The 25,340-nt window shown below is 55.0% G+C and carries 23 protein-coding genes; all 23 read left to right on the forward strand.

Annotated elements, in window-relative coordinates; translation table 11 throughout:
* Window positions 1-169 precede the first annotated feature (169 nt).
* The 23 genes from serC to QMK51_RS08720 all read left to right on the forward strand — a co-directional run bounded on the left by serC (window position 170) and on the right by QMK51_RS08720 (window position 25,329).
* Window positions 170-1,255, forward strand: a complete 1,086-nt coding sequence (gene serC, locus QMK51_RS08610; protein ID WP_320393747.1) for a 3-phosphoserine/phosphohydroxythreonine transaminase — start codon at window positions 170-172, stop codon at window positions 1,253-1,255.
* Complete coding sequence (pheA, locus tag QMK51_RS08615) at window positions 1,255-2,349, forward strand: prephenate dehydratase (protein WP_007899727.1); 1,095 nt, start codon at window positions 1,255-1,257, stop codon at window positions 2,347-2,349. Before serC ends, pheA begins: the two co-directional genes overlap by 1 nt.
* Window positions 2,350-2,361: 12 nt before the next feature.
* Window positions 2,362-3,474: a histidinol-phosphate transaminase gene (gene hisC, locus QMK51_RS08620; protein WP_320393748.1), complete on the forward strand. Its 1,113-nt coding sequence runs from the start codon at window positions 2,362-2,364 to the stop codon at window positions 3,472-3,474.
* A 28-nt stretch (window positions 3,475-3,502) separates the two neighbouring features.
* Window positions 3,503-5,710 (forward strand): bifunctional prephenate dehydrogenase/3-phosphoshikimate 1-carboxyvinyltransferase, encoded by a 2,208-nt coding sequence (locus QMK51_RS08625; protein ID WP_320394493.1) that lies wholly within the window; start codon window positions 3,503-3,505, stop codon window positions 5,708-5,710.
* Window positions 5,707-6,396: a (d)CMP kinase gene (cmk, locus tag QMK51_RS08630; RefSeq protein WP_258699690.1), complete on the forward strand. Its 690-nt coding sequence runs from the start codon at window positions 5,707-5,709 to the stop codon at window positions 6,394-6,396. Before QMK51_RS08625 ends, cmk begins: the two co-directional genes overlap by 4 nt.
* 120 nt (window positions 6,397-6,516) lie before the next feature.
* Entirely contained in the window at window positions 6,517-8,208 is a 1,692-nt protein-coding gene (gene rpsA, locus QMK51_RS08635; RefSeq protein ID WP_258699691.1) for a 30S ribosomal protein S1, read from the forward strand.
* A gap of 216 nt (window positions 8,209-8,424) precedes the next feature.
* On the forward strand, window positions 8,425-8,703 hold the full coding sequence (locus tag QMK51_RS08640; protein WP_258699692.1) for a hypothetical protein: 279 nt from the start codon (window positions 8,425-8,427) through the stop codon (window positions 8,701-8,703).
* A gap of 150 nt (window positions 8,704-8,853) precedes the next feature.
* Window positions 8,854-9,150 (forward strand): integration host factor subunit beta, encoded by a 297-nt coding sequence (gene ihfB, locus QMK51_RS08645; RefSeq protein WP_020299643.1) that lies wholly within the window; start codon window positions 8,854-8,856, stop codon window positions 9,148-9,150.
* Between the two features lie 27 nt (window positions 9,151-9,177).
* A complete protein-coding gene (locus tag QMK51_RS08650) occupies window positions 9,178-9,417 on the forward strand; it encodes a LapA family protein (protein ID WP_320393749.1) in 240 nt (79 codons plus the stop codon).
* Between the two features lie 226 nt (window positions 9,418-9,643).
* A complete protein-coding gene (gene rfbB, locus QMK51_RS08655; RefSeq protein WP_258699694.1) occupies window positions 9,644-10,720 on the forward strand; it encodes a dTDP-glucose 4,6-dehydratase in 1,077 nt (358 codons plus the stop codon).
* Window positions 10,717-11,610, forward strand: a complete 894-nt coding sequence (gene rfbD, locus QMK51_RS08660; protein WP_320393750.1) for a dTDP-4-dehydrorhamnose reductase — start codon at window positions 10,717-10,719, stop codon at window positions 11,608-11,610. The genes rfbB and rfbD overlap by 4 nt, the downstream gene beginning before the upstream one ends.
* Complete coding sequence (gene rfbA, locus QMK51_RS08665) at window positions 11,607-12,497, forward strand: glucose-1-phosphate thymidylyltransferase RfbA (RefSeq protein WP_258699696.1); 891 nt, start codon at window positions 11,607-11,609, stop codon at window positions 12,495-12,497. Before rfbD ends, rfbA begins: the two co-directional genes overlap by 4 nt.
* Before the next feature lie 56 nt (window positions 12,498-12,553).
* Entirely contained in the window at window positions 12,554-13,477 is a 924-nt protein-coding gene (locus tag QMK51_RS08670; protein WP_258699697.1) for a glycosyltransferase, read from the forward strand.
* A complete protein-coding gene (locus QMK51_RS08675; RefSeq protein ID WP_320393751.1) occupies window positions 13,474-14,436 on the forward strand; it encodes an SDR family oxidoreductase in 963 nt (320 codons plus the stop codon). The genes QMK51_RS08670 and QMK51_RS08675 overlap by 4 nt, the downstream gene beginning before the upstream one ends.
* On the forward strand, window positions 14,433-15,434 hold the full coding sequence (locus tag QMK51_RS08680) for a glycosyltransferase family 4 protein (protein WP_320393752.1): 1,002 nt from the start codon (window positions 14,433-14,435) through the stop codon (window positions 15,432-15,434). Before QMK51_RS08675 ends, QMK51_RS08680 begins: the two co-directional genes overlap by 4 nt.
* A 165-nt stretch (window positions 15,435-15,599) precedes the next feature.
* Window positions 15,600-16,490, forward strand: a complete 891-nt coding sequence (locus QMK51_RS08685; protein WP_320393753.1) for an ABC transporter permease — start codon at window positions 15,600-15,602, stop codon at window positions 16,488-16,490.
* Window positions 16,480-17,685: an ABC transporter ATP-binding protein gene (locus tag QMK51_RS08690; RefSeq protein WP_320393754.1), complete on the forward strand. Its 1,206-nt coding sequence runs from the start codon at window positions 16,480-16,482 to the stop codon at window positions 17,683-17,685. The genes QMK51_RS08685 and QMK51_RS08690 overlap by 11 nt, the downstream gene beginning before the upstream one ends.
* 2 nt (window positions 17,686-17,687) lie before the next feature.
* Complete coding sequence (locus QMK51_RS08695; RefSeq protein WP_258699702.1) at window positions 17,688-18,452, forward strand: TylF/MycF family methyltransferase; 765 nt, start codon at window positions 17,688-17,690, stop codon at window positions 18,450-18,452.
* Window positions 18,452-19,078, forward strand: a complete 627-nt coding sequence (locus QMK51_RS08700; protein ID WP_258699703.1) for an acyltransferase — start codon at window positions 18,452-18,454, stop codon at window positions 19,076-19,078. Before QMK51_RS08695 ends, QMK51_RS08700 begins: the two co-directional genes overlap by 1 nt.
* Window positions 19,079-19,580: 502 nt before the next feature.
* On the forward strand, window positions 19,581-22,004 hold the full coding sequence (locus QMK51_RS08705) for a hypothetical protein (RefSeq protein ID WP_320393755.1): 2,424 nt from the start codon (window positions 19,581-19,583) through the stop codon (window positions 22,002-22,004).
* A 217-nt stretch (window positions 22,005-22,221) separates the two neighbouring features.
* Entirely contained in the window at window positions 22,222-23,166 is a 945-nt protein-coding gene (locus QMK51_RS08710) for a glycosyltransferase (RefSeq protein ID WP_258699705.1), read from the forward strand.
* Window positions 23,163-24,293, forward strand: coding sequence for a glycosyltransferase (locus QMK51_RS08715; protein WP_320393756.1), 1,131 nt, complete (start codon window positions 23,163-23,165; stop codon window positions 24,291-24,293). Before QMK51_RS08710 ends, QMK51_RS08715 begins: the two co-directional genes overlap by 4 nt.
* Window positions 24,294-24,441: 148 nt before the next feature.
* The gene (locus QMK51_RS08720; protein WP_320393757.1) at window positions 24,442-25,329 is read left to right on the forward strand and encodes a glycosyltransferase; all 888 of its coding nucleotides are present in this window, start codon (window positions 24,442-24,444) and stop codon (window positions 25,327-25,329) included.
* Window positions 25,330-25,340: the final 11 nt, after the last annotated feature.

The following is a 25,340-nucleotide window of genomic DNA, read 5'->3' on the forward strand; positions in this document are numbered from 1 at the left end:
TTGCGACACTGCGCAGGATCGTTCCCACGCTCTGCGTGGGAATGCCGCTCGGGACGCTCCGCGTCCCATGACGCAGAGCGTCATTGGATGCATTCCCACGCAAAGCATGGGAACGATCATCCGCAGACCGAAAGATTTAAGTGACCACCAAATCAGAGCGAGATTGGATGTGAGCAAGAGAGCCTATAACTTCTGTGCCGGCCCTGCGGCGCTTCCCGAAGCTGTCCTGAAGCGCGCCCAGGCTGAACTCCTTGATTGGCATGGCAAGGGCCTGTCGGTCATGGAAATGAGCCATCGCAGCGATGAGTTCGTGTCCATTGCCACCAAGGCCGAGCAGGATCTGCGTGATCTGCTGAATATCCCCTCGAACTATAAAGTGCTGTTTCTGCAAGGTGGCGCGAGCCAGCAATTTGCTCAGATTCCTCTGAACCTGTTGCCGGAATGCGGCACCGCCGACTATATCGACACCGGTATCTGGTCGCAGAAAGCTATCGAAGAAGCCTCGCGCTACGGCCACGTCAACGTTGCCGCCACCGCCAAGCCTTACGACTATTTCGCTATTCCCAGTCAGAACGAATGGAACCTGTCTGCAGATGCGGCCTACGTTCACTACGCGCCGAACGAAACCATTGGCGGCCTGGAATTCCAATGGATCCCGGAAACCGGTGATGTGCCGCTGGTCGCAGACATGTCCTCGGACATTCTTTCGCGCCCGGTGGACGTCTCGCGCTTCGGCATGATCTACGCCGGCGCCCAGAAAAACATCGGTCCGAGCGGCATCGTCGTGAACATCGTTCGCGAAGACCTGCTGGGTCATGCCCGTTCCATTTGCCCGACCATGCTCAACTACAAGGTCGCGGCCGATAATGGCTCGATGTACAACACTCCACCCACCCTGGCCTGGTACTTGTCCGGTCTGGTGTTCGAGTGGCTGAAAGAGCAGGGTGGCGTCGAAGCCATCGGCAAGCTCAATGACGTGAAGCAGCGCACGCTGTACGACTTCATCGACGCCAGCGGCTTGTATAGCAACCCGATCAACAAGTCGGACCGCTCGTGGATGAACGTGCCGTTCCGTCTGGCCGACGATCGTCTCGACAAGTCGTTCCTGGCCGGTGCCGACGAACGAGGCCTGCTGAACCTCAAAGGCCACCGTTCCGTGGGCGGCATGCGTGCCTCCATCTATAACGCCGTCGATATCGTTGGGGTCAACGCACTGGTTTCGTACATGGCAGAGTTCGAGAAGGAACACGGTTAATGTCTGAGCAAGAACTCAAGGCACTGCGCCTGCGCATTGACGCTCTGGACGAAAAAGTCCTGGAGCTGATCAGTGAGCGCGCACGCTGCGCCCAGGAAGTTGCGCGAGTAAAGATGGCCTCGCTGGCCGAAGGCGAAGTGCCGGTGTTCTATCGTCCTGAGCGTGAGGCTCAGGTGCTCAAGCGCGTGATGGAGCGTAACCAGGGGCCGCTGGGCAACGAAGAGATGGCGCGGCTGTTTCGCGAAATCATGTCCTCGTGCCTGGCGCTCGAGCAGCCGCTGAAGGTGGCTTACCTTGGCCCTGAAGGTACATTCACTCAGGCTGCGGCCATGAAACACTTCGGCCATGCGGTGATCAGCAAGCCGATGGCGGCGATCGACGAAGTGTTCCGTGAAGTGGCGGCTGGCGCGGTGAACTTTGGCGTGGTCCCGGTGGAAAACTCCACCGAGGGCGCGGTCAACCACACCCTCGACAGCTTCCTCGAACACGACATGGTGATCTGTGGCGAAGTCGAGTTGCGGATTCACCATCACCTGTTGGTCGGTGAAAACACCAAGACCGACAGTATCAGCCGCATCTATTCCCACGCTCAGTCCCTGGCCCAGTGCCGCAAGTGGCTGGACGCCCATTACCCGAATGTCGAGCGCGTGGCGGTGTCCAGCAACGCCGAAGCGGCCAAGCGGGTCAAGGGTGAGTGGAACTCGGCGGCGATTGCCGGCGACATGGCGGCAGGCTTGTACGGGTTGACCCGTCTGGCCGAGAAAATCGAGGATCGCCCGGACAACTCCACGCGATTCCTGATGATCGGCAGCCAGGAAGTGCCGCCGACCGGCGACGACAAGACCTCGATCATCGTTTCCATGAGCAACAAACCCGGCGCGCTCCACGAATTGCTGGTGCCGTTCCACGACAATGGCATCGATCTGACACGGATCGAGACCCGTCCGTCGCGCAGCGGTAAATGGACCTACGTGTTCTTCATCGACTTCGTCGGCCACCACCGCGACCCGCTGGTCAAAGGTGTGTTGGAAAAGATCAGTCAGGAAGCAGTGGCACTCAAAGTGCTGGGTTCCTACCCGAAAGCAGTTCTCTAAGGGCGGTAGCAAATGAGTGGCAACTTCCTCGCTCTGGCACAGCCGGGCGTGCAACAACTTTCGCCTTACGTTCCGGGCAAGCCTGTGGACGAACTGGCCCGTGAGCTGGATCTCGATCCGGCCAGCATCGTCAAACTGGCGAGCAACGAGAACCCGTTGGGCGCCAGTCCCAAGGCGCTGGCAGCGATTCGCGAAGCGCTGGCCGAGCTGACCCGCTATCCGGATGGCAATGGCTTTGCGCTCAAGACCCTGCTGGCCGAGCAGTGCCGCGTCGAGCTGAGCCAGGTGACGCTGGGCAACGGCTCCAACGACATTCTGGAGTTGGTGGCGCGTGCCTATCTGGCGCCGGGCCTGAACGCGGTGTTCAGCGAGCATGCGTTTGCGGTCTATCCGATCGTGACCCAGGCCGTTGGCGCCCAGGCAAAGGTGATTCCGGCCAAAGATTGGGGGCATGATCTGCCGGCCATGCTGGCCGCGATCGATGCCGATACCCGCGTGGTGTTCATCGCCAACCCGAACAACCCGACCGGGACCTGGTTCGACGCCGAAGCGCTGGATGAATTCCTGCAGGACGTACCGGAGCATGTGCTGGTGGTGCTGGACGAGGCCTACATCGAGTACGCCGAAGGCGGTGACTTGCCGGATGGTCTGGATTATCTGGCGGCCTATCCGAACCTGTTGGTGTTGCGCACCTTCTCCAAAGCCTATGGTCTGGCATCGCTGCGAGTCGGTTATGGCTTGTCCACTGTCGTGGTCGCGGATGTGCTGAATCGCGTGCGGCAGCCGTTCAACGTCAACAGCCTTGCATTGGCCGCTGCTTGCGCGGCGCTGCAAGACACCGATTACCTGGCAGAAAGCCGTCGTCTGAATGAATCCGGCATGCTGCAGCTGGAAGCGGGTTTCCGTGAGTTGGGGCTGAGCTGGATTCCATCCAGAGGCAACTTCATCTGTGTCGATCTGGGTCGTGTTGCTGCTCCGGTATTCCAGGGGTTGCTGCGCGAAGGTGTGATCGTGCGTCCGGTGGCCAACTATGGCATGCCGAACCACCTGCGCATCACCATCGGTTTGCCAGCGGAAAACAGCCGCTTCCTTGAGGCGCTGACCAAGGTTATGGCTCGTGGTTGATGTCACTGCACTGCAATCTGCTGAACCTATGATCGGTCGCCTGGTGGTGGTCGGTCTGGGGTTGATCGGCGGTTCGTTTGCCAAGGGCTTGCGCGAAAGCGGTTTGTGCCGCGAAGTGGTCGGGGTCGATCTCGACCCGCAGTCGCGCAAGCTGGCGGTCGAGTTGGGTGTGGTGGATCGCTGCGAAGATGACCTGGCGAAGGCTTGCCAGGGCGCTGATGTGATTCAGCTGGCGGTACCGATTCTGGCCATGGAGAAGTTGCTCGCGTTGTTGGCGGGCATGGATCTGGGGCAAGCGATTCTGACCGACGTCGGTAGCGCCAAGGGCAATGTGGTGCGCGCGGCGACCGAAGCGTTTGGCGGCATGCCGACGCGTTTCGTGCCGGGGCATCCGATTGCCGGTTCCGAGCAGAGCGGGGTGGAAGCCTCCAATGCCGAACTGTTCCGTCGCCATAAGGTGATTCTGACGCCGCTGGATCAGACTGATCCGGACGCCCTTGCCGTGGTCGACCGGCTGTGGCGCGAATTGGGTGCCGACGTCGAGCACATGCAGGTCGAGCGTCACGACGAAGTGTTGGCGGCAACCAGCCATTTGCCGCACTTGCTGGCGTTCGGTTTGGTCGATTCGTTGGCCAAACGCAATGAAAATCTTGAGATCTTCCGTTACGCTGCGGGCGGTTTCCGCGATTTCACAAGAATCGCCGGTAGCGACCCGGTCATGTGGCACGACATCTTCCTCGCCAACCGCGAAGCTGTCCTGCGCACACTCGATACATTTCGCAGCGACCTCGACGCCTTGCGCGACGCGGTCGATGCAGGGGATGGGCACCAATTATTGGGCGTGTTCACGCGCGCCCGGGTTGCCCGCGAGCATTTCAGTAAAATCCTGGCCCGCCGGGCCTATGTGGACGCTATGAATTCCAACGATCTGATTTTCCTGGCACAACCTGGTGGCCGCCTGACTGGGCGGATTCGTGTACCGGGCGACAAATCGATTTCCCACCGCTCGATCATGCTCGGTTCCCTGGCCGAAGGCGTCACCGAAGTGGAAGGTTTCCTCGAGGGCGAAGACGCCCTGGCGACCCTGCAAGCTTTCCGAGACATGGGCGTGGTCATCGAAGGCCCGCACCACGGTCGTGTGACCATTCACGGCGTCGGTCTGCATGGCCTGAAGCCTGCGCCGGGCCCAATCTATCTGGGCAACTCCGGCACCTCGATGCGTCTGCTGTCTGGCCTGTTGGCTGCGCAGAACTTCGACAGCACCCTGACTGGCGACGCTTCGCTGTCCAAGCGTCCGATGAATCGCGTGGCCAATCCGCTACGTGAAATGGGTGCAGTCATCGAGACCGCCGCTGAAGGCCGTCCACCGATGACCATTCGTGGTGGCAACAAGCTCAAGGGGCTGACTTACACCATGCCGATGGCCAGTGCCCAGGTTAAATCCTGCCTGCTGCTGGCAGGTCTGTACGCCGAAGGCAAGACCACCGTCACCGAGCCGGCCCCGACCCGCGACCACACCGAGCGCATGCTGCGCGGCTTTGGCTACCCGGTGACCGTCAACGGCGCCACCGCCTCGGTCGAGTCCGGCCACAAGTTGACCGCGACCCACATTGAGGTGCCGGGCGATATCTCGTCGTCGGCGTTCTTCCTGGTGGCGGCGTCGATCGCCGAAGGTTCGGAACTGGTGCTTGAGCACGTCGGCATCAACCCGACCCGTACCGGCGTGATCGACATCCTGCGCTTGATGGGCGCTGACATCACCCTGGAAAACCAGCGTGAAGTCGGCGGCGAGCCGGTAGCGGATCTGCGCGTACGGGCAGCTAAACTCAAAGGTATCGAGATCCCTGAGGCACTGGTGCCACTGGCCATCGACGAGTTCCCGGTGCTGTTCGTGGCCGCTGCGTGTGCCGAAGGGCGCACCGTGCTGCGTGGCGCCGAAGAGCTGCGCGTGAAGGAGTCGGACCGGATCCAGGTCATGGCGGATGGTTTGCTGGCGTTGGGCGTCAAGTGCGAGCCAACCCCGGATGGCATCATCATCGATGGCGGCCAGATCGGCGGCGGCGAAGTGCACGGTCACGGCGATCACCGGATTGCCATGGCGTTCAGCGTGGCTTCGCTGCGCGCCACCGCACCGATCCGCATCCATGATTGCGCCAACGTTGCGACCTCGTTCCCGAACTTCCTCGCGCTGTGTGCGCAGGTCGGTATCCGTGTTGCACAAGAGGCTCAGTCGTGATCAGCATCGCACCGGTCATCACCATTGATGGGCCAAGCGGCTCTGGCAAGGGTACTGTCGCCGGAATGCTGGCCAAGCGCCTGGGTTGGAACCTGCTGGATTCCGGTGCGCTTTATCGATTGCTGGCTTTCGCGGCGCATAACCATGGCGTCGATCTGACCAATGAGGAATTGCTCAAGAAGCTCGCCGCTCATCTGGATGTGCAATTCATTGCGGCGACCGACGGTCAACTGCAGCGCATTATTCTGGAAGGTGATGAAGTCAGTGATGTCATCCGTACCGAAAGTATCGGCTCGGGTGCCTCGCAGGTCGCGGCGTTGCCCGCCGTTCGTGAGGCGTTGCTGCAGCGCCAGCGGGCCTTTCGAGAATCGCCGGGTCTGGTGGCTGATGGCCGCGACATGGGTACGGTGGTATTTCCCGACGCGCCATTGAAGATTTTCCTCACGGCCAGTGCCGAGGAGCGTGCGCGCCGCCGATACTTGCAGTTGAAGGGCAAAGTCGATGGTGTTAGTCTGTCGAGTCTGCTAGATGAGATACGTGCGCGCGATGAGCGTGACACCCAGCGAGCGGTAGCCCCGCTCAAGCCGGCGGCTGACGCCATACAGCTGGATTCCACGGAATTGTCCATCGATCAGGTGCTGGAACGCATCATGAGCGAGATCGCCATTCGCGATATCGCCGGGTGACCAAGAAGCGACCCAGGGGACCAGTCATAGTCCTGCGTTGTTTCTTTAAATGAACGTAACCCACATCGTCTGGGATGTGGAGATGGGCGTATCCTTCGCCCTTATTCAACAGGAATTAAAATGAGCGAAAGCTTTGCGGAACTCTTTGAAGAAAGCCTAAAAACCCTGAACCTTCAGGCAGGCTCCATCATCACCGGTGTTATCGTTGATATCGATTACCAGGCTCGCTGGGTAACCGTTCACGCTGGCCTGAAGTCTGAAGCACTCATCCCGCTTGAGCAGTTCTACAACGACGCTGGCGATCTGACTATCAATGTCGGTGACGAAGTTCACGTTGCTCTGGACTCGGTTGAAGACGGCTTTGGTGAAACCAAGCTGTCCCGTGAAAAAGCCAAGCGCGCTGAATGCTGGATTGTTCTGGAAGCAGCCTTCGCAGCCGAAGAAGTGGTCAAGGGCGTTATCAACGGTAAGGTTAAAGGCGGCTTCACTGTCGACGTTAACGGCATCCGTGCGTTCCTGCCAGGTTCTCTGGTTGACGTCCGTCCAGTGCGCGACACCACGCACCTGGAAGGCAAAGAGCTGGAATTCAAGGTCATCAAACTCGACCAGAAACGCAACAACGTTGTCGTTTCCCGTCGCAGCGTCCTCGAAGCCGAGAACTCCGCCGAGCGTGAAGCTCTGCTGGAATCCCTGCAGGAAGGCCAACAAGTCAAAGGTATCGTCAAGAACCTCACTGATTACGGCGCATTCGTCGATCTGGGTGGCGTCGATGGCCTGCTGCACATTACCGACATGGCTTGGAAGCGTATCAAGCATCCTTCCGAAATCGTCAACGTTGGCGACGAGATCGATGTCAAGGTTCTGAAGTACGATCGCGAGCGCAATCGTGTTTCCCTGGGCCTCAAGCAGCTGGGCGAAGATCCATGGGTCGCTATCAAAGCCCGTTACCCAGAAAGCACTCGCGTTACCGCTCGTGTAACCAACCTGACCGACTACGGCTGCTTCGCTGAGCTGGAAGAAGGCGTTGAAGGTCTGGTACACGTTTCCGAAATGGACTGGACCAACAAGAACATCCACCCTTCGAAAGTCGTACAAGTCGGCGACGAAGTGGAAGTCATGGTTCTGGACATCGACGAAGAGCGTCGTCGTATCTCCCTCGGCATCAAGCAGTGCAAATCTAACCCATGGGAAGATTTCTCTGGCCAGTTCAACAAGGGCGATAAAATCTCCGGCACCATCAAGTCGATCACCGATTTCGGTATCTTCATTGGTCTGGACGGCGGCATCGACGGTCTGGTTCACCTGTCCGACATCTCCTGGAACGAAGTGGGCGAAGAAGCCGTTCGCCGCTTCAAGAAGGGCGACGAGCTGGACACCGTTATCCTGTCGGTTGACCCAGAGCGCGAGCGCATCTCCCTGGGTATCAAGCAACTGGAAAGCGATCCGTTCTCCGAGTACGTTCAAGAGAACGACAAAGGCGCCATCGTTAAAGGCATCGTGAAAGAAGTTGACGCTAAAGGCGCCATCATCACTCTGGCCGACGATATCGAAGCGACTCTGAAAGCCTCTGAAATCAGCCGTGACCGCGTTGAAGACGCGCGCAACGTTCTGAAAGAAGGCGAAGAAGTAGAAGCCAAGATCATCAGCGTTGACCGCAAGAGCCGCGTAATCCAGCTCTCGATCAAGTCGAAAGACGTTGAAGACGAGAAAGAAGCCATCCAGAGCTTGAAAGACAAGCCTTCGGATAGCATCGCTGCTGGTCCTACCACTCTGGGCGACCTGTTGCGTGCACAAATGGAAAAACAGAACTGAGTTCTGTCAGACCATAGAAAAAGGGCGACTTCGGTCGCCCTTTTTTGTGTCTGTGATTTGGTTAATCCCAAGCTTGTTGATGCTGCAATATTTCTTCGTGAAACCAATGATATGCATGAGTTGTCTGTTTCTTTATACAGGTTAATCGTCTATTCAGGGCTAGGCTTAGTCTGAAGTGAACGGCCGCTGGGTAATGCTCCCGGCATAAGGAAGTGAATGAACAAGCTCATTGTCGTGATAGCAGTAATGACATTGGCGGGCTGTACCACCAGCGCGAAGACTCATGCGGTGCGTGGCGTCAGTGGCATAGAGATCGATTGTTCGGGATTGGGCTCGGGATGGGAGAGGTGTCACAAGCGAGCGGCCAGGGAGTGCAAGGGCGCAGGTTATAAAGTCGTCGTAAGGTCCGATGATGCGAAGGAGGAGGATGAGTTCCCTTTCGGCTTCAATCCCGCGGGTTATCTGACGCGCACCATGCTGGTTATCTGCAGATGACTGTGGGGGTTGAGCGGTGTTCCGGTGCTCTGAAATTGGGCATCTCATTGCCGGGAAATATATGTCAAGAACTCGGGCTGTTCAAATTCCTCCGGGCATGCTAAAACCTTTGAAGCGCTGATCTAGCTGCTTGAAAAAGAAGGGAAAAATATGACGAAGTCGGAGTTGATCGAACGAATTGTCACCCATCAAGGGCTACTCTCATCCAAGGATGTGGAGCTGGCCATCAAGACCATGCTTGAGCAAATGTCCCAATGTCTGGCCACTGGTGATCGAATCGAGATCCGTGGTTTTGGCAGCTTTTCCTTGCACTATCGCGCGCCGCGCGTAGGTCGCAATCCGAAAACCGGTCAGTCCGTCAGTCTCGACGGCAAGTTCGTACCTCATTTCAAACCGGGCAAAGAACTGCGTGATCGCGTGAACGAGGAAGAGGAGGAGGGGTTTTGACAGCTGCTGCACTTCAAGGAGTCGCTGATGCGTAACCTCAAGCGCGTACTTCTCGCTATATTTGTCCTGTTGCTCGTTCTGGCGATCCTGGCGTTCGTTCTTGAGAACCAGCAGGGTGTGTCGCTGTTGTTCCTGGGGTGGTCGGGCCCACAGTTGCCGGTGTCGCTGATCATGGTGATCGCGCTGCTGGTCGGCATGGTGGTCGGGCCGATTCTCGGCTGGTTTCTGGGGCGTACATCCAGAGCCTCACGCAAGCGCCTTACCTGATTGTGACAAACCCTTTGTGTGTATCGAATTTGTGTCGCAGCTTGTCCATATCCATTAGTAAAACCTTCATTAAGCTGTAAAATGCTGCGCTTGATCGATAGGGCATTCCCTAATCGGTTCAGACTGACTCTGTCAGAAGCCTCGGCGAACTTGATGGCTTTTGCATTCATGGATTCGACAGTGCGCGGTTGGCGGCCCTGTCAGTAACTTAAGGGTATGGTTTCGCGTGAAAATTCTAGTAACCGGCGGCGCCGGATTTATCGGCTCGGCAGTCATTCGTCATATCATCTCCAGCACTGCCGACTCTGTCGTTAACGTCGATAAACTGACTTATGCCGGTAACCTTGAGTCGCTGGCTGAAGTCAGCCAGAACTCGCGTTACGTGTTCGAGCGCGTCGACATCTGCGACCGTGATCAAGTGGACCGTGTCCTGCGTGAGCATCAACCGGATGCCATCATGCACCTGGCCGCAGAGTCCCACGTTGACCGCTCGATCTCCGGTCCGTCTGAATTCATCCAGACCAATATCATCGGTACTTACACCTTGCTGGAAGCTGCACGCCATTATTGGGCTGCACTGGATGATGCGCGTAAAGCCAACTTCCGCTTCCACCATATTTCCACCGACGAAGTCTACGGAGACCTCGAAGGTCCGGAAGACCTTTTCACCGAAACCACGCCGTATCAGCCAAGCTCGCCGTACTCGGCCAGCAAGGCCAGTTCCGATCACCTGGTTCGCGCCTGGGCTCGTACTTACGGCCTGCCGACCCTGGTTACCAATTGCTCGAACAACTATGGCCCATGCCATTTCCCTGAGAAGTTGATCCCGCTGATCATTCTCAATGCGCTGGAAGGCAAGCCGCTGCCGGTCTACGGCAAAGGTAACCAGGTCCGTGATTGGCTTTACGTCGAAGACCATGCCCGTGCACTGTACAAAGTCGTGACCGAAGGTGTGATCGGCGAGACCTACAACATCGGCGGCCATAATGAGAAGCAAAACATCGAAGTGGTGCATACCCTTTGCGCACTGCTCGACGAACTGCGTCCAGACTCCGCTCATCGTCCACACGCCAGCCTGATCACCTACGTTCAGGATCGCCCGGGCCACGACCAGCGTTACGCGATCGACGCCAGCAAAATCCAGCGCGAGCTGGGTTGGACACCGGAAGAGACCTTTGAAACCGGCATCCGCAAGACCGTCGAGTGGTACCTCAACAACACTGAGTGGGTGGCTCACGTGAAGAGCGGTAGCTACCAGCAATGGATCGACCAGAACTACGCGGATCGTTCGGACAACGCATGAAAATCCTCCTGTTGGGAAAAAACGGCCAGGTAGGCTGGGAGCTACAGCGCTCCCTGGCGCCGCTTGGCGAGTTGATCGCCCTGGACCGTCACTCGGTCGATGGTTTGAGCGGCGACCTGTCTGACCTTGATGCCTTGCGTGCGACGATTCGTCAGGTCAAGCCCGATGTCATCGTCAACGCTGCGGCCTACACTGCGGTCGATAAAGCTGAATCCGAGACTGAGCTGGCCGATCGCGTGAACGGTCAAGCCAGCCGGATCATGGCTGAAGAGGCAGCATCCCTGGGTGCCTGGCTGATTCACTATTCGACCGACTACGTGTTCAGCGGTGAAGGCTTGAAACCATGGCAGGAGGCAGATGCTGTCGCCCCGGTGAATCACTACGGCGCCAGCAAACTGGCCGGCGAGCAAGCGATTACTACCTCGGGCTGCAAGCACCTGATCTTCCGTACCAGCTGGGTCTATGGCGCGCGCGGCAACAACTTTGCCAAGACCATGCTGCGTCTGGCCAAGGATCGCGACACCCTGAGCGTCATCGCCGACCAGATAGGCGCCCCGACCGGCGCAGATTTGATTGCCGATGTGACGGCGCTGGCCATTCAGCAAGTCATGCAGCGTCCTGCACTGGCGGGCCTGTATCACCTGGCAGCCGCTGGCGAAGTGTCCTGGCACGGCTATGCCAGTCATGTGATTGGTTTTGCCAAGGCCATCGGTGAAGAGCTCGCCGTCACGGCGATCAATCCGATAGACACAACCGCCTACCCAACACCAGCGCGTCGCCCTCTGAATTCCCGGTTGAATACTCAGAAGCTGCGCGACAATTTTTCTCTACACTTGCCGGATTGGCAAAGTGGTGTCACCCGAATGCTTAGGGAAGTTCTGAATAAATGACCACGACAAATCGTAAAGGCATCATCCTCGCTGGTGGTTCGGGCACTCGTCTGCACCCGTTGACCCTCGGTGTGTCCAAGCAGATGCTGCCGATCTACGACAAGCCGATGATCTTCTATCCGCTGTCGGTGCTGATGCTCGCCGGTATGCGCGAAATCCTGATTATCTCCACCCCTGAAGACTTGCCGTGCTTCCGTAAGTTGTTGGGTGACGGCAGCCTGTACGGCATCAAGCTGACGTATGCCGAGCAGCCTAGCCCGGACGGCTTGGCACAAGCCTTCATCATTGGCGAAGAATTCATTGGCAAGGATCCTTGCTGCCTGATCCTGGGCGACAACATCTTTTACGGTCAGCACTTCTCGGACAACCTGCGTTCCGCCAGTGCTCAAGAGCACGGCGCGACTGTATTTGGTTACCACGTGTCGGATCCGGAGCGTTTCGGTGTGGTTGAGTTCGACGCTTCCGGCCGTGCCTTGAGCATCGAGGAGAAGCCGCTGAAGCCTAAATCCAGCTATGCGGTGACTGGCTTGTACTTCTACGACAACCAGGTCGTCGAGATCGCCAAGAACATCAAGCCATCCGAACGTGGCGAGCTGGAAATCACTGACGTTAACCGCGCGTACCTTGAGCAGAAAACCCTCAACGTTGAAATGCTCGGCCGAGGCTTCGCCTGGCTGGATACCGGTACCCATGATTCACTGCTGGAAGCCAGTCACTTCGTGCATACCATTGAGCAGCGCCAAGGCCTGAAAGTGGCGTGCCTCGAAGAGATCGCCTATCACAATGGCTGGATCACAGCCGAGCAGTTGAGTACTCAGGCTGATGCCCTGAAGAAGACGGGCTACGGTCAGTATCTACAGAAACTCCTGGACTCGCCTTCCCACTGATTCGACGGCTCAAACCTTTCGAACAGTAGCGATTAACCGGTCCAGGCAGGAATGGCATGCCAGTAAAACATCCCAAGGTTGCAGTTTTGCTGGCTGCCTACAATGGCATGCAGTGGATCGAGGAGCAGTTGGCCTCGATCCTCAGTCAGTCAGCTGTCGACGTAACCGTTCATATCAGTATCGACCCTTCCACCGATGGTACCGAGGCTTGGTGCGCGGCTTATGCCGCTCAGCACCCAAGCGTTATCGTGCTGCCCGCTGCTGGCACATTCGGTGGGGCTTCGCGCAACTTCTTCAGGTTGATCCGCGATGTTGATTTTGATGAGTACGAGTTTGTCGCCTTTGCCGATCAGGATGACGTATGGCACGCGGATAAGCTTCAGCGCGCGACCGATGCGATTCAGGCTCGTAAGGTAGATGCCTACTCCAGCAACGTCACCGCTTTTTGGTCGAACGGCAGGACACAGTTGCTGGACAAGGCCCAACCTCAGGTTGCCTGGGACTTCTTGTTTGAAGCGGCTGGGCCAGGTTGCACGTATGTGATGAGCCAGAAAATGGTGGTGCTTTTAAAGGCGTCCATGTTGGTTAATTGGGCTGGCTTGCAAGGTGTGAGTTTGCATGACTGGTACTTCTATGCCTTTGCGCGCAGCCGTGGCTTCAAGTGGTTTATCGACCCGCAGCCGTCCATGCAATATCGCCAACACGAGCGAAATCAGGTTGGGGCCAACACGGGTCTCAGTCCTTTGATTGCACGCTACAAGACGATTCATGACGGCTGGTGGTTCTCCCAGGTCCGGCTAATTGCATGTCAGGTAGGACTGGATGCTGATCCTTTCGTTCGGCGTTGGCTACGTCTGGGGCGCAGGCAGTTATTGAGGCTCTCTTTAAGTGCCTGGAAGTGTCGCCGGCGCGCGCGGGATAAAGTGTTCTTCTTTTTGATTTGTTGGACTACTGCATTGATCGGAAGTAAATCCAAATGAGCGGTCCGCGGGTTTTAGTGACAGGCGCGACGGGGTTTGTCGGCGAGGCCGTGGTCTTCAGGTTGTTGCTCGATAAGAAGTTCACTCCCGTCGCCGCTGTTCGCGCAAGCACACGATTGAGCGGTTTGTGCCGGGTCGTTCCCTTCGATCTCGATCTGCCGACTGCTCTGCCTGTACTGGAGGGCGTTGCCGTCGTCATTCATTGTGCGGCCAGAGTGCACGTCATGAGCGAAACGGCTGTGGACAGCCTCGCAGCGTTTCGTAAAGCCAACGTCGAGGGGACTGTCCGGCTGGCCAGGCGTGCGGCGGAGTCCGGCGTGAAACGTTTTATTTTTATCAGCTCGATCAAGGTGAATGGCGAAAGTACAGGTCGCAACATGCCTTTCAAGGCGACGGATTTGCCTGCGCCAATCGATCCTTATGGGGTGTCCAAGCACGAGGCAGAGATTGCGTTACGGCAAATCAGCCTGGAAACCGGGATGGAGGTTGTTGTTATCCGTCCGCCTCTCGTTTACGGGCCGGGTGTCAAAGCCAATTTCCTCAGCATGATGCGTTGGCTGGATCGCGGCGTGCCTTTGCCATTGGGCGCCATTGATAATCAGCGCAGTCTGGTTGCACTCGGAAATCTCACGGACCTCGTGGTGGCCTGCATTGACAGCCCTGCCGCCGCCGGTCAGGTCTTTCTGGTTAGCGATGGCGAAGACCTGTCCACTACCCAGTTGCTGCGCCGTATGGCGTTTGCGTTGGGCAAAGTCGCGAGACTGCTGCCAGTGCCCGTGGGGCTGTTGAGAGTGGTGGCCTCGATGATGGGCAAGTCAGGGGTTGTCGAGCGGTTGTGTGGTTCTTTGCAGGTGGATATCCGGCACACGCGTGAGGTGCTTGGGTGGCATCCGCCTGTCAGTGCAGAAAGGGCTTTGCGTCAGGCGGCCGATCATTATCGGGATAAACAGACAAGATGATTTTTGCGTTATTGGTGGTGGTGTTTGCCGTTTCATGGGGGTTGACCCGGGTTTTGCGCCGGTATGCCTTGTCCCGAAGTCTCATGGATATTCCGAACGAGCGTAGTGCTCATTCGGTTCCCACGCCCCGCGGTGGCGGCGTATCAATCGTTGTCGCTTTTTTGCTCGCGCTTCCGGTCCTGTCGTTGTTGGGGGTGTTGCCCCTGCCTGCGCTGATGGCATTGGTTGGGGCGGGCGTTCTGATTGCGGTGATTGGCTTTGCCGACGACCATGGCCATATCGCTGCGAGGTGGCGGTTGCTGGGGCACTTTATCGCGGCGGCCTGGGTGTTGTTCTGGCTCAATGGGCTCGCACCCATTTCTTTGTTGGGCGTTTCGCTGGATCTGGGGTGGGTCGGTTCCATCCTCGGGGCGATTTATCTGGTCTGGATGCTCAATCTCTATAACTTCATGGACGGCATCGATGGTTTGGCCAGCGTTGAAGCCATCACCGTGTGCCTGGGAATATGTCTGGTTTATGGGGTTGCTGGCACGGCTGAGTTGGTATGGGCGCCGTTGATGCTGGTTGTGGCCGTTGCAGGTTTCCTGTGCTGGAATTTTCCACCTGCCCGGATCTTCATGGGCGATGCGGGGAGCGGCTTTCTCGGCATCATTCTCGGAGCAATGGCGCTTCAGGCGGCCTGGAGCAAGCCGGAACTGATCTGGAGCTGGTTGATTCTGCTGGGGGTTTTTATTGTCGATGCGACATGGACGCTCGTTCGGCGCCTGATCGGCGGAGATAAGGTGTATCAGGCCCATAGCAGCCATGCCTATCAGAAAGCGGCACGTCGTTGGGGTCATAAAGCGGTGACGATAAGTGTGGCAGTCATCAATGTTGTTTTTCTGCTGCCGCTTTCGATCCTGGTTGTACTCGGCCATTTTAATGTCGTGGCGGGGATGTGTATGGCGTATGCGCCACTTGTTTGTGCTGCGTATTTGTTAAAGGCGGGCAGGGCGTAAGCATAGGTTATGCGGCGTATGGGTATTGTCTCATTAGTGATCGAGACGGATCAGAACTCGGCTCGTTAAAACGGGTGGGCTGGCGGGTTGGGGAGGGGGCGGGCTTGGGAGTTGCGAGTGGTGCAGGCTGATGAATAGTTCAGTCGTGTGGTCGGGATCCTCTGTATGGCAGGGTGTGATCATGCTCGCTTTTTGGGCAGTGTTTCCTTATACTCCCGCGCTTGTGAATATTTGAACTGGATATTTTTTGTATCCTTTTTTGGGGTTTTTATGAAGTTCGCAGAGTGCTTTAGGCTAGCATGGGATTTGGCAAGACGCGACTTGCAGGCTAAATACAAAAGATCTTTTCTGGGTATCTTTTGGATGGTTTTGACGCCGCTATGTTTGTTGTTTGTTTATACTGTTGTCTTTGGCGGCATATTAAAAGTAAGTTGGACTGAGCCTGGCTCTAATGTTTCTGTTGGTTTTGTATTGCCATTTTTTATTGGCTTGTCAATCTATTTGCTGATCTCCGATGTTGTCAATTCATCTACCGTGATTTACGCAAGTAAAAGAACTTATGTCGTCAAGTCACCCTTTCCTTTGTGGGTGCTCTGGCTTGCGAACCTCATGCGTGCCTATGTCCACGGTGTGATATACGCTGCAATGGTGTTGGTTTTGTGCTTGGCATTTTCTGTTGTCAGTTTGAACGGCGTTGCCTGGGCGGTGGTCTTGTTAGCGCTGTCGTTGGCTATTATTTCCGCGGTTTCTTTGATTTTATCGATGATTGGGCCTTTTATAGGGGATATTTCAGAGGCCGTAAGGCTGTTGATGCGCGTGCTTTTTTACGCTGCTCCTATCTCGTATCCAGTCAGTCTTGCACCTGAAGCGTATCGTTTCATTCTTTGGCTTAATCCGCTGACCGTTATAATCGAACCCATAAGGGAAGCCTTGGTATTTGGTAAGGGGCCTTCTCTGGTTGTGTTTCTTTCTCTTATGTCGTCGGCGCTTGTTTTAAGTATGTTTTCTGTCTGGCTATTTAACAGAATCAAAGGGGTGGTCGCCGATGTCGTCTAATGTTGAGCGCAATCGCCTGCTTCTTGAAGCGTCAAACATAAGCAAAAGCTATGCAAGTTCCTTGCGCCCAATGGCTGTCTTTCTCGATGCGCTGCTGAAGCGAACGTCAACGGGGGTGGGTGGTAAAAAGGTTCTTGATGGCATTAGTCTCGATGTCCGCAGTGGCGAAACGGTGGGTATCATCGGGCGCAACGGTGCCGGCAAGTCGACGTTGCTTGGTATTTTGGGCAATGTGATCGAGCCCACTGAGGGGCAGGTATCGCGCTACGGCCGTATCGCCACATTGCTTGGCCTCACTGCCGGCTTTAACATGAGTTTTACCGGTAGAGAAAACGCCTATCTTTTTTGCAGTATTCAAGGCATCAACAAGCAAGGCACTGATCGCAGGATAGCTGACATCATAGCGTTTGCCGATTTGGGTGAGTACTTTGATCAGCCTATGCGAACCTATTCGTCTGGGATGCAGTCTCGCCTTGCTTTCGCTTGCGCGGTTCATGTTGATGCGGACCTGATCATTATCGATGAGACGTTGGCTGTCGGCGATGCAAACTTTCGTATGAAGTGCTATGACCGTATCAGGCAAATGCGTGATTCGGGTCAGACCTTCCTGCTGGTGACGCATAACCAGAATTTGCTAGCGAATTTTTGTACCCGGGCTGTCGTCATTGAGGGCGGTAAAAAAATCCACGATGGATCCGTCTTTGAGGCCATTGAGGTGTACAAGAGTGTGCGAAGCGAACAGCACCCGAAAGCTCGGCCGGTGGGCAAGTCGGCGAACAGTAAGGGCTCCTCGGCTCCTGAAATGATTAAGGATTTTTCCTTGGAATATAAAGCTCATACAAATCAGTATGTGTTCAAGGCTAAATTTTCAGCTACCAGTTCGGCGGAGTGTATAGCTTTTAACTTTGGTATCAGAAACAGTTCTGGTATTACTGTTTGTTCAATTGATGGGGCGGAGTGCGGTCCACTTCTGCGTGATGTGGTTGAAGGGGATGAGTACCACTTGGAGTTTTCATTTAATAACTACTTGCTCGGTGGGAAGTATTTCTTGAGCTATATTGTCAATGAAGTGGTAGGGGATGCCGCGGTGCCGCTAGAGATGTCGCAAAACTTTTTTAATTTCGATGTTGCTTCGGTGTCAGGCCAGACTGGCATCGTTGACTTGGGCTTGGCCCTTTCCAGTTCGAGGGTATAAAAATGTCCAATAACGGTACCGTGAAGAAAAAGAAGCTTAAATTCAATGCTTCGCTTGAGTTTCCACATGTTCCGCCATTTCCCGATGTTTTTTTCGAGCGGGTTCCTGTGCTTCATGGCTTTCAAATAGCCATTGCCAATTTTCTCCGCAGTGAAAAGCAGAAAAAGAAAGGCAATCCCTGGGGTGATTTTTTCTGGAATAAAGGTGTCCGCAGGCTCTCCAGGTTCAATGCAGTGGAATGCGGTGTATTTACAGGTAGCAGCCTTGTGGCGTGCGCAAAATATGCGCATGAGAGCGGTATACCTTTTAAAATGCTGGGCCTGGATACATTCACCGGCCTGCCACCTCTTTCGGATCAAGACAAGCTGTTCGCGCCGACTGATGCGGGTTATCTGAATAAGACTGTATTTACCGAGACCTCTCTTGCCGGGGTTCAAGCTCTGATAGATCGGGCTGGCTTGGGGAGCTCCGTCGAGTTACACGAAGGCCTTTTCAGTCACTCACTGCCGTTGCTGGAAGAACAGCGATATCACTTCGTTAATATCGATTGTGATTTGTTCGAGCCACACATTGAGTGTTTGGAGTACTTCTACCCTCGTATGGTTCGGGGTGGCGTGATCTTTTTTGATGACTGCAACTCTGTAGAGTACCCGATGGCGGGCAAGGCTATCGATCAGTTTTTTAAAGATAAGCCTGAGACACTCGCTCAAATCCGATACGGGGATGATGCGCCAAACAGGACGAAAGCATACGTAGTAAAATATTGATGAACAGCATTCTGTCCAAGATAAGGCGGTTCTTTTCTTCCTCAAGTAAAATTGAGGAGGAAGCATCCGTCTCATTTGCTGAAGGTGTTCAGGTTGCGCCGGATGCTTTTTTTGACGGGTGCCTTTCAAATATCGTGATTGGAAAGAGGGTGGTCATAAAGTCCGGCGCGCGACTGATTTGCACCAACGCTGATTCAGCCATTGTTATAGGCGACGGAAGCATACTCCACCACGGCGCTATTCTGGACACCGGACCAGGGGGGCGAATAGAGTTGGGTAAATCCAATTCGGTTAACCCCTATTGCGTACTTTATGGCCATGGCGGGCTGAAAACCGGGGACTATGTGCGGATTGCCGCGCATACCGTTGTCATTCCTGCCAATCACATTTTTGACGATCCTACAGTGCCTATCGCCAAGCAGGGCCTCACTCGAAAAGGCATTCAGATGGGCAGTGACATATGGATCGGGACAGGGTGTCGTATTCTGGATGGGGTCACGGTTCATGATGGTTCCGTTATCGCTGCGGGATCGGTTGTCAATAAAACCGTTGATCGGGGGGCCATCGTGGGTGGTGTGCCTGCAAAAGTGATCAAATATCGTCCTGGCTTTGATAAGCCGGATTGACAAAAACTGTCAGCATCCCATAGGCCCCATCTATTCAAAAATAGTTGGTGTGCCACATCAGGCTATACTGATGAGCAATTCCTCGGCCGCAAGGTTCCTGGTCTTCGGCCGACGCCGCCCATCGTGGGCGGTAAAAGGCGTGTCAGTCGCACATAGAGTTCTTGGTCGTTGGCTCTGGCCTTGTCGAGCAAGCTGGTCTGTTTGACGCATGTCATGATCTGCGGATGAATATCGTTCAGAATGCCTTGCGTCAAAAAAAGCCCGCGAATCGGTAGGTGTTCGGTAGAATGCGCGGTTATGACTCGCGTCCGGATTGAGCTTGCGCTGCATGGGCAGACCCTCTGATTCAGGTCGTGAGCGTGGCACTGCGGGCCCGTATTTATGCGTGGGCGCGGATTGCCGTGTCTCTTTTTCATCGGTTTTTTTGTTTTTATTTATTAGCCGGTCCGTTTGTTATTGCATTGACCGAAGGGCGGGGAAGTGTTCAGAGATGGGAAGTCTTATGGATAGACGTCAGATAAACGTGGGCTGGTGCGTTGCCTCACTGTCGCTCGACATGGCCAGTGTGCGCTACCGGGCATTGCTTCCTTTGTTGGCGCTCGAAGCGCAAGGCTTTATCTGCAGTCTGTTTACCAGTCGAGGTCCTGTCAATCTTGAAAGCCTTGATGCCCTTGTCGTCGTCAAAGCCTTTTCTCTTGAAAGCCTTGCATTGGTTCAGCGTGCCCGGGCACTGGACATGCCCGTCATCATCGATCTGTGTGACAACGTTTTTGTGCCTGGTTATGGCAAGGGGCCATTGGGCACGCATGGCGAAATGTTCACCAGAATGGCCCAACTCGCAACTGCCGTCGTGACAACCACCGAACCTTTGGCAGACGTTATAAAGGCTCATGTACCGGGCGTTGTCGTGCACGTCATTCCCGATGGTCTGGCTTCGGAAACGGTAACGGACGCAGGCAGCAAGCTCATCGAAGACGCCAGGGCGATTGAAAAATCCATGGCTTCATCCTTGTGGCGCAGCCGGTTGAAGAAGTTGTCGAATGAGTTCAAGGATTCAGGAGTCATCTACACGCTCAAGCGCTTGCTGGAAAAACAACTGCAACGCGTCAGAAAAAAGCGTGGCAGGGATGGTTCGGTCGCGACGGTCATGGCCATTGCGGGGGCACTCTTGCGCCCGTTCCGGAAACAAATGGCCGGCTTAAAAAAGGCCCCGGTCGTCGCTGCTCCCGCGCTGCGCCCCGTCATTTCAGATGCGCTGCCCCGCGATCCGTCGAACACCATGTATTTGCTGTGGTTCGGTAATCACGGCGCCGATTACGCCGACTTCGGCATGCTGGACTTGCTTCTCATCCAGGATGCACTGGAAGCAATCGCGCTGGAATATCCGGTTGAGCTTGTGGTGATCAGCAACAATGCTGCCAAGTACGAGCGCTTTATCAAGCCGATGGCAATTGCTTCACGCTATGTGGAGTGGTCGATCAACGTTGTAGACGATTGGATGGCTGTTTCACGGGTTGTTCTGATCCCCAACTCTTGCGATCCATTCAGCGTCTGCAAGTCCGCCAATCGAACGGTTCATGCCCTGACCCAAGGCACTCCTGTCGTCGCTACCGCAACGCCTGCACTGTCGCCGCTGGCTGGCAGCATCATGACCGGTGATTTTTTGCAGGGGCTGCGTCGTTATCTGTCGAGCGCCGAAAATGGTCGCAAGGACATAGCACTCGCAAGGACGCTGATTGAGCAGCACTTCAGCTCTGCTGTCATTGGCTCTCTGTGGCGGGATGCGCTGCAATCGGTCATCGCCCAACGCTCTGGCGCAGCAGACGTCCACGAAGCGGAGGTCCTTGTGGTACTGCACCTGGTCCAGGATCTGGATCTTGCGCTGCCCATCATCCTTGAACTCAAACAGCGCGAGATAGCAGTACAAGTAGTCTGCAGCCACGCATTGCTCAAGGCTTCTCCTCGAGTAATGAAAACCCTGTCACTTCATCGGATCAATGTCCGGGTGGTGTCGGCTGCCGAGCCATTGTCTTCATTCCGCTTCGGTTCCCGGACCAGAGCGCTGCTGACGGTGTCGGAAACCAATCTCAGTCCTCATCTATTCAGTCGCACGCTTACCGAAGCGGCGAAGGCCGCCGGCATCATGACCGCGACCTTGCAACATGGGCTCGAGAATGTGGGGTTGACCTACAGCGACGAGATCCATTCGATAGACCGGATCAATTTCGCCGCCGACAGGATCTACCTTTGGGGCGGGCTGGACACGTTGCACGCAGATATCAGCGCAGCCACTCGCGCAAAATGCGTTGCGATAGGTTGCTCCAAGGTTGGCCGGGATGAACGCGCCGATCTGGATGCGTTGATCGCTCCCGAGGCCTGTGTGATCGGTGTCTTCGAAAACCTGCACTGGCATCGTTACTCTGAAGAGTATCGACAATTTTTTCTTGAGGGAGTGACCGCGCTGGCGGAGCAATTCCCTTCTGTCACCTTTTTGATCAAGCCTCATCATGCGGGCCTGTGGCTGACTTCCCGTTACAAAGGAGACAAGCCCGTCGGCTCGAACCTGATCATCGCCGATCCCAAGCAGGCTGAATGGGAGCGTTATACCGCTGGCGGCCTGTTGGGTCGAATGAAAGCGGTCATTACCAGCCCCTCTACCGTGGCCCTAGATGCTGCAGCGCGGGGGTTGCCGGTTGCGGTGGTCAAGGGAGATCTCGACACTGAAACCTATGCCCCACTTTATACCATCGAGCAGATGGCGAACTGGTCCGCGTTCATCGAACGCGTTCTGGATGAAAGCCAAGCGCCAGAGCTCAAGCATCTTTCCGAGTGCTTTGTAAACCGTATGGTCTTGGAAGGCGATGCCGCCGCCCGATTGGTTGACGACTTGCTCTCTACGTCAATTCTTAATGAAGTCAGTTCTTGAAGGTAGCAGCCGATGCGCATCTCGGGAATAAATGACAGCACCTATAAAATAACCGGACAACTTCGAGCCGGTGATATTCGCTATGCGTGCTCCAGCAACGTCACCCCTGCAGAGCCTTGGACCAGAGCTTCAAATGAGTATCCGGTCCACTATAGGCATCTTGTACGATGGTCGATAGTTGATTTTCAGAGTGCTAACGTTTTAAGAGGAATTTCCCATGGTTGATGGTGACGAAGTAATACGGGTATATGTAGGTGTCGATCGTTCGCAATTGCTCGCCGTTCCTGTTCTTGAATACTCCATCAAACGCCACACGACTGCAAATGTTGAAGTCATTCCGATGTTGGATCTCCCGGTTCCCGAGCCACTGGATCCGCGCAATGGTCAACGTACCGGTTTTTCATTCAGTCGTTTCTGCATTCCAAAGCTTTGTGGCTACAAGGGCAAGGCCATCTACATGGACGCAGACATGTTGGTGTTTCGCGATATTCGTGAGTTGTGGAACATTCCGTTCGACGGTGCGAAAATTATAATCCAGCAAGAAGTCAAGTTTGCCGAAGCGTCGACCGACAAGGTCGGGGCGCCGAAAACTCGCAAGAAACAATGCGCCGTCATGCTGCTTGACTGCGAAAAGCTGGACTGGGAAATTGAAACCATCGTTCAAGAAATGGATGAGGGCAAGTACAATTATGACCAGCTAATGTGGGAGTTGATCATTCTCGAGGAAAAATACGTCAAGTATGGCGTGCCTTTTGAGTGGAACAGCCTCGAGCATTTGGATAAAGACACTCGGTTGATTCATTACACCGACGTTTATACTCAGCCTTGGTCTGCTTGTGCAAATAAAAATGCCTGGCCGTGGTTCGCGGAAGTTCGGTTGATGCTTAAAAATGGGGCGTTGACCGAGGCGGAAATCCAAAAAGAGATCGACCTTGGTTATTTCCGACCTTCATTGATTCGTGATATCAAATATCGTCATCTTATTCCCTCGTTTCTCCATAGTCTTTGGGATAAGAAGAATGCGGCTCGGGACAAGCTTGCCGGCTATGTTCCTCATAAAGCCGTTTACGAAGCCAAGCGGCGCCGTCAGCAGGTTATCAAGGACTACGAAGCCAGGCTCCCAGCCAGCGACTCTAACGGGCAAAAGGCTTCAAACGCATGATTACGTTGCTCAAGGCGCTTTTCAAAAAGCGCCATATCATCGCGCCGAATGAGTTTGATGTCCTCCTCGACGGGAACCCGAAGGGGAGGAATATTCTTATATTCACAGAGCAGGTGAATGCCACGTATTTCATTAGCTTTGATATCCCTCTGCGCGAGATGCATCAGCGAGGAGAGGTCAATGTCGCTGTGGTGTCGCAAAAACTGGTTTCGCAAAAGGGGGCTGGTTGCTGGGAACAGTGGAACGATAGCTTTAAACCTGAGTTGGTCATATTTACTCGATATGGTCAACCGTTTGGTTTGGATATACTCAAGTTCTTTAAAGCACAGAATGTTCCCGTTATCTATCACATTGATGATAACTTGCTTGAACTGCCCCCTTCTCTAGGGGCTGAAATTCAGAAACGTCAAGGCGCTAAAGACGTCATTGATGCGCGTCGAAATCTGCTGGCGCAATGTGACCTGATTTATGCGTCGACCCCTCACCTTGCCGAACTGCTCAAAAGTCTGTTTCCGATGCAGCATGTTTTTACTGGAGAATATTTTCCGTACATGGGGCAGCGGGTGACGGTTAATCGACAAGAACGGCAGTACCAGACTATTGGGTATATGGGATCAAAAGGGCACCAGGAAGATCTGAATTTGGTGGTTCCGGTGCTGGAACGATTACTCGAAGAGCGGCCAAAATTGCACTTTGAAGTATTCGGGACGATACAGATGCCCGATCGTCTTTTGCGCTTTGGAGACAGGGTGAAAAGCCATAAAGTCAACAAGTCTTATACTGAGTTTTTATCAGTCCTGGCTGGGTTGAATTGGGATATCGGTCTCGCTCCATTGGTCAATGAGGAGTTCAACCTTTGCAAGGCTCCCACGAAGTTTCTTGAATACACTGCCGCCGGTATTCCCGTGGTGGCTTCGAACATTCCGGTTTACAGCATGATCATTCCGGAAGGTGCTGGGGTCTTGGTAAATGAAGATTGGTATTCAACGTTGGCACTCTATCTTGACTCGGAAGGCGCTAGAAAACGGCTGGTTGAGATAGCTCAGGCTTATTGTTCTGAGCGCTATTCGCTTCATAAGCTTGAACAACAATTAACCACGATTTTTGATACGGTCAGCGTATGTTGAGGTCTCATGGAATTTTTTGAGGCGGTTGCAAGCGTTGAATAGTTTTAGGGCGTAGGAATAATTGAGGCGCCGAATGGTTGAATTGGGGGTTTGGCGCCGCGTTGTCTTAAGTGCTTTTTAATTTGTAGTTTTGCAAGGTGTTGTGAGAATGGGAAATCGGACCGCTGTCGCACCTGTACGGGTTTTTGTAGCCGCCACTCCGGCGGAATGGCTGCCAATGCGGGTGCTGGAATTCTCGATCCGGGAGCGGTCTTCCCTGCCGGTCGAACTGTCGGCGATTTATAGCCATCAGCGACCAATACCGCAGCCTAAAGGTATGGAAAACCGGGCGCGTACACCGTTTTCGTTTCAGCGGTTCCTTATCCCGGAGTTGTGTCAGTTCAAGGGGCGAGCCATTTACATGGACGCCGACATGCAAGTCTTTGAGGATATTGAAGGGCTTTGGAATCAGCCGTTCGGCGACAATCATCTGTTGACGGTGGCAAGCGGCACCCAGGGGCGCCGTTCGCAATTCAGCGTCATGGTCCTGGACTGTGAGCAGCTGGCCTGGAATATCGAAGACATCGTTGCGGATCTGGACAGCGGGGCACTTGAGTACCGCTCATTGATGTTCGAGATGAGCGTCGCGAAACAGGTTGGCTACTCGGTGCCGGTGACGTGGAACTCTCTGGAGCACTACTCGGCCGGACAGACGTCATTGCTGCATTACACCGACATGAACACTCAGCCATGGGTGTCTCTTGAGAATCCCAATGGCCATGTCTGGATGGCATGCCTTAGAAGAGCCATCGCAAGCGGCTTTATCAGCCGTGCCGAGGTTGCCAGGGAGGTTGCCCAGCATCATGTAAGGCCTACGCTGTTGGCCCAGATCGACGCAGGCATGGATCGTACTTCTGAGTTGAGCGTCACTGCGGTGATTCGTGATCTTGCATTTCAGGCGCCTTATCACAAGTTGGGCAAGAAATGGCTGGGTCGACTCAGAACCCGCACGTTGTATTACGTACGTCTGTGCCGATACATCATTAAAAAATTGTAAGCGGTGCGGGC

Origin of the sequence: Pseudomonas sp. P9_31, assembly GCF_034008235.1 — a bacterium.
Classification (GTDB): Bacteria; Pseudomonadota; Gammaproteobacteria; order Pseudomonadales; family Pseudomonadaceae; genus Aquipseudomonas.

Coding starts and splice junctions, on each gene's coding strand:
- QMK51_RS08670 (WP_258699697.1), top strand. CDS start 12,554: ATGCCAGTAAAACATCCCAAGGTTGCAGTTTTGCTGGCTGCCTACAAT.
- QMK51_RS08650 (WP_320393749.1), top strand. CDS start 9,178: ATGCGTAACCTCAAGCGCGTACTTCTCGCTATATTTGTCCTGTTGCTC.
- QMK51_RS08680 (WP_320393752.1), top strand. CDS start 14,433: ATGATTTTTGCGTTATTGGTGGTGGTGTTTGCCGTTTCATGGGGGTTG.
- QMK51_RS08690 (WP_320393754.1), top strand. CDS start 16,480: ATGTCGTCTAATGTTGAGCGCAATCGCCTGCTTCTTGAAGCGTCAAAC.
- QMK51_RS08705 (WP_320393755.1), top strand. CDS start 19,581: ATGGATAGACGTCAGATAAACGTGGGCTGGTGCGTTGCCTCACTGTCG.
- hisC (WP_320393748.1), top strand. CDS start 2,362: ATGAGTGGCAACTTCCTCGCTCTGGCACAGCCGGGCGTGCAACAACTT.
- QMK51_RS08720 (WP_320393757.1), top strand. CDS start 24,442: ATGGGAAATCGGACCGCTGTCGCACCTGTACGGGTTTTTGTAGCCGCC.
- QMK51_RS08625 (WP_320394493.1), top strand. CDS start 3,503: ATGATCGGTCGCCTGGTGGTGGTCGGTCTGGGGTTGATCGGCGGTTCG.
- QMK51_RS08700 (WP_258699703.1), top strand. CDS start 18,452: ATGAACAGCATTCTGTCCAAGATAAGGCGGTTCTTTTCTTCCTCAAGT.
- QMK51_RS08640 (WP_258699692.1), top strand. CDS start 8,425: ATGAACAAGCTCATTGTCGTGATAGCAGTAATGACATTGGCGGGCTGT.
- rpsA (WP_258699691.1), top strand. CDS start 6,517: ATGAGCGAAAGCTTTGCGGAACTCTTTGAAGAAAGCCTAAAAACCCTG.
- QMK51_RS08685 (WP_320393753.1), top strand. CDS start 15,600: ATGGCAGGGTGTGATCATGCTCGCTTTTTGGGCAGTGTTTCCTTATAC.
- rfbA (WP_258699696.1), top strand. CDS start 11,607: ATGACCACGACAAATCGTAAAGGCATCATCCTCGCTGGTGGTTCGGGC.
- QMK51_RS08710 (WP_258699705.1), top strand. CDS start 22,222: ATGGTTGATGGTGACGAAGTAATACGGGTATATGTAGGTGTCGATCGT.
- QMK51_RS08695 (WP_258699702.1), top strand. CDS start 17,688: ATGTCCAATAACGGTACCGTGAAGAAAAAGAAGCTTAAATTCAATGCT.
- QMK51_RS08715 (WP_320393756.1), top strand. CDS start 23,163: ATGATTACGTTGCTCAAGGCGCTTTTCAAAAAGCGCCATATCATCGCG.
- pheA (WP_007899727.1), top strand. CDS start 1,255: ATGTCTGAGCAAGAACTCAAGGCACTGCGCCTGCGCATTGACGCTCTG.
- rfbD (WP_320393750.1), top strand. CDS start 10,717: ATGAAAATCCTCCTGTTGGGAAAAAACGGCCAGGTAGGCTGGGAGCTA.
- QMK51_RS08675 (WP_320393751.1), top strand. CDS start 13,474: ATGAGCGGTCCGCGGGTTTTAGTGACAGGCGCGACGGGGTTTGTCGGC.
- ihfB (WP_020299643.1), top strand. CDS start 8,854: ATGACGAAGTCGGAGTTGATCGAACGAATTGTCACCCATCAAGGGCTA.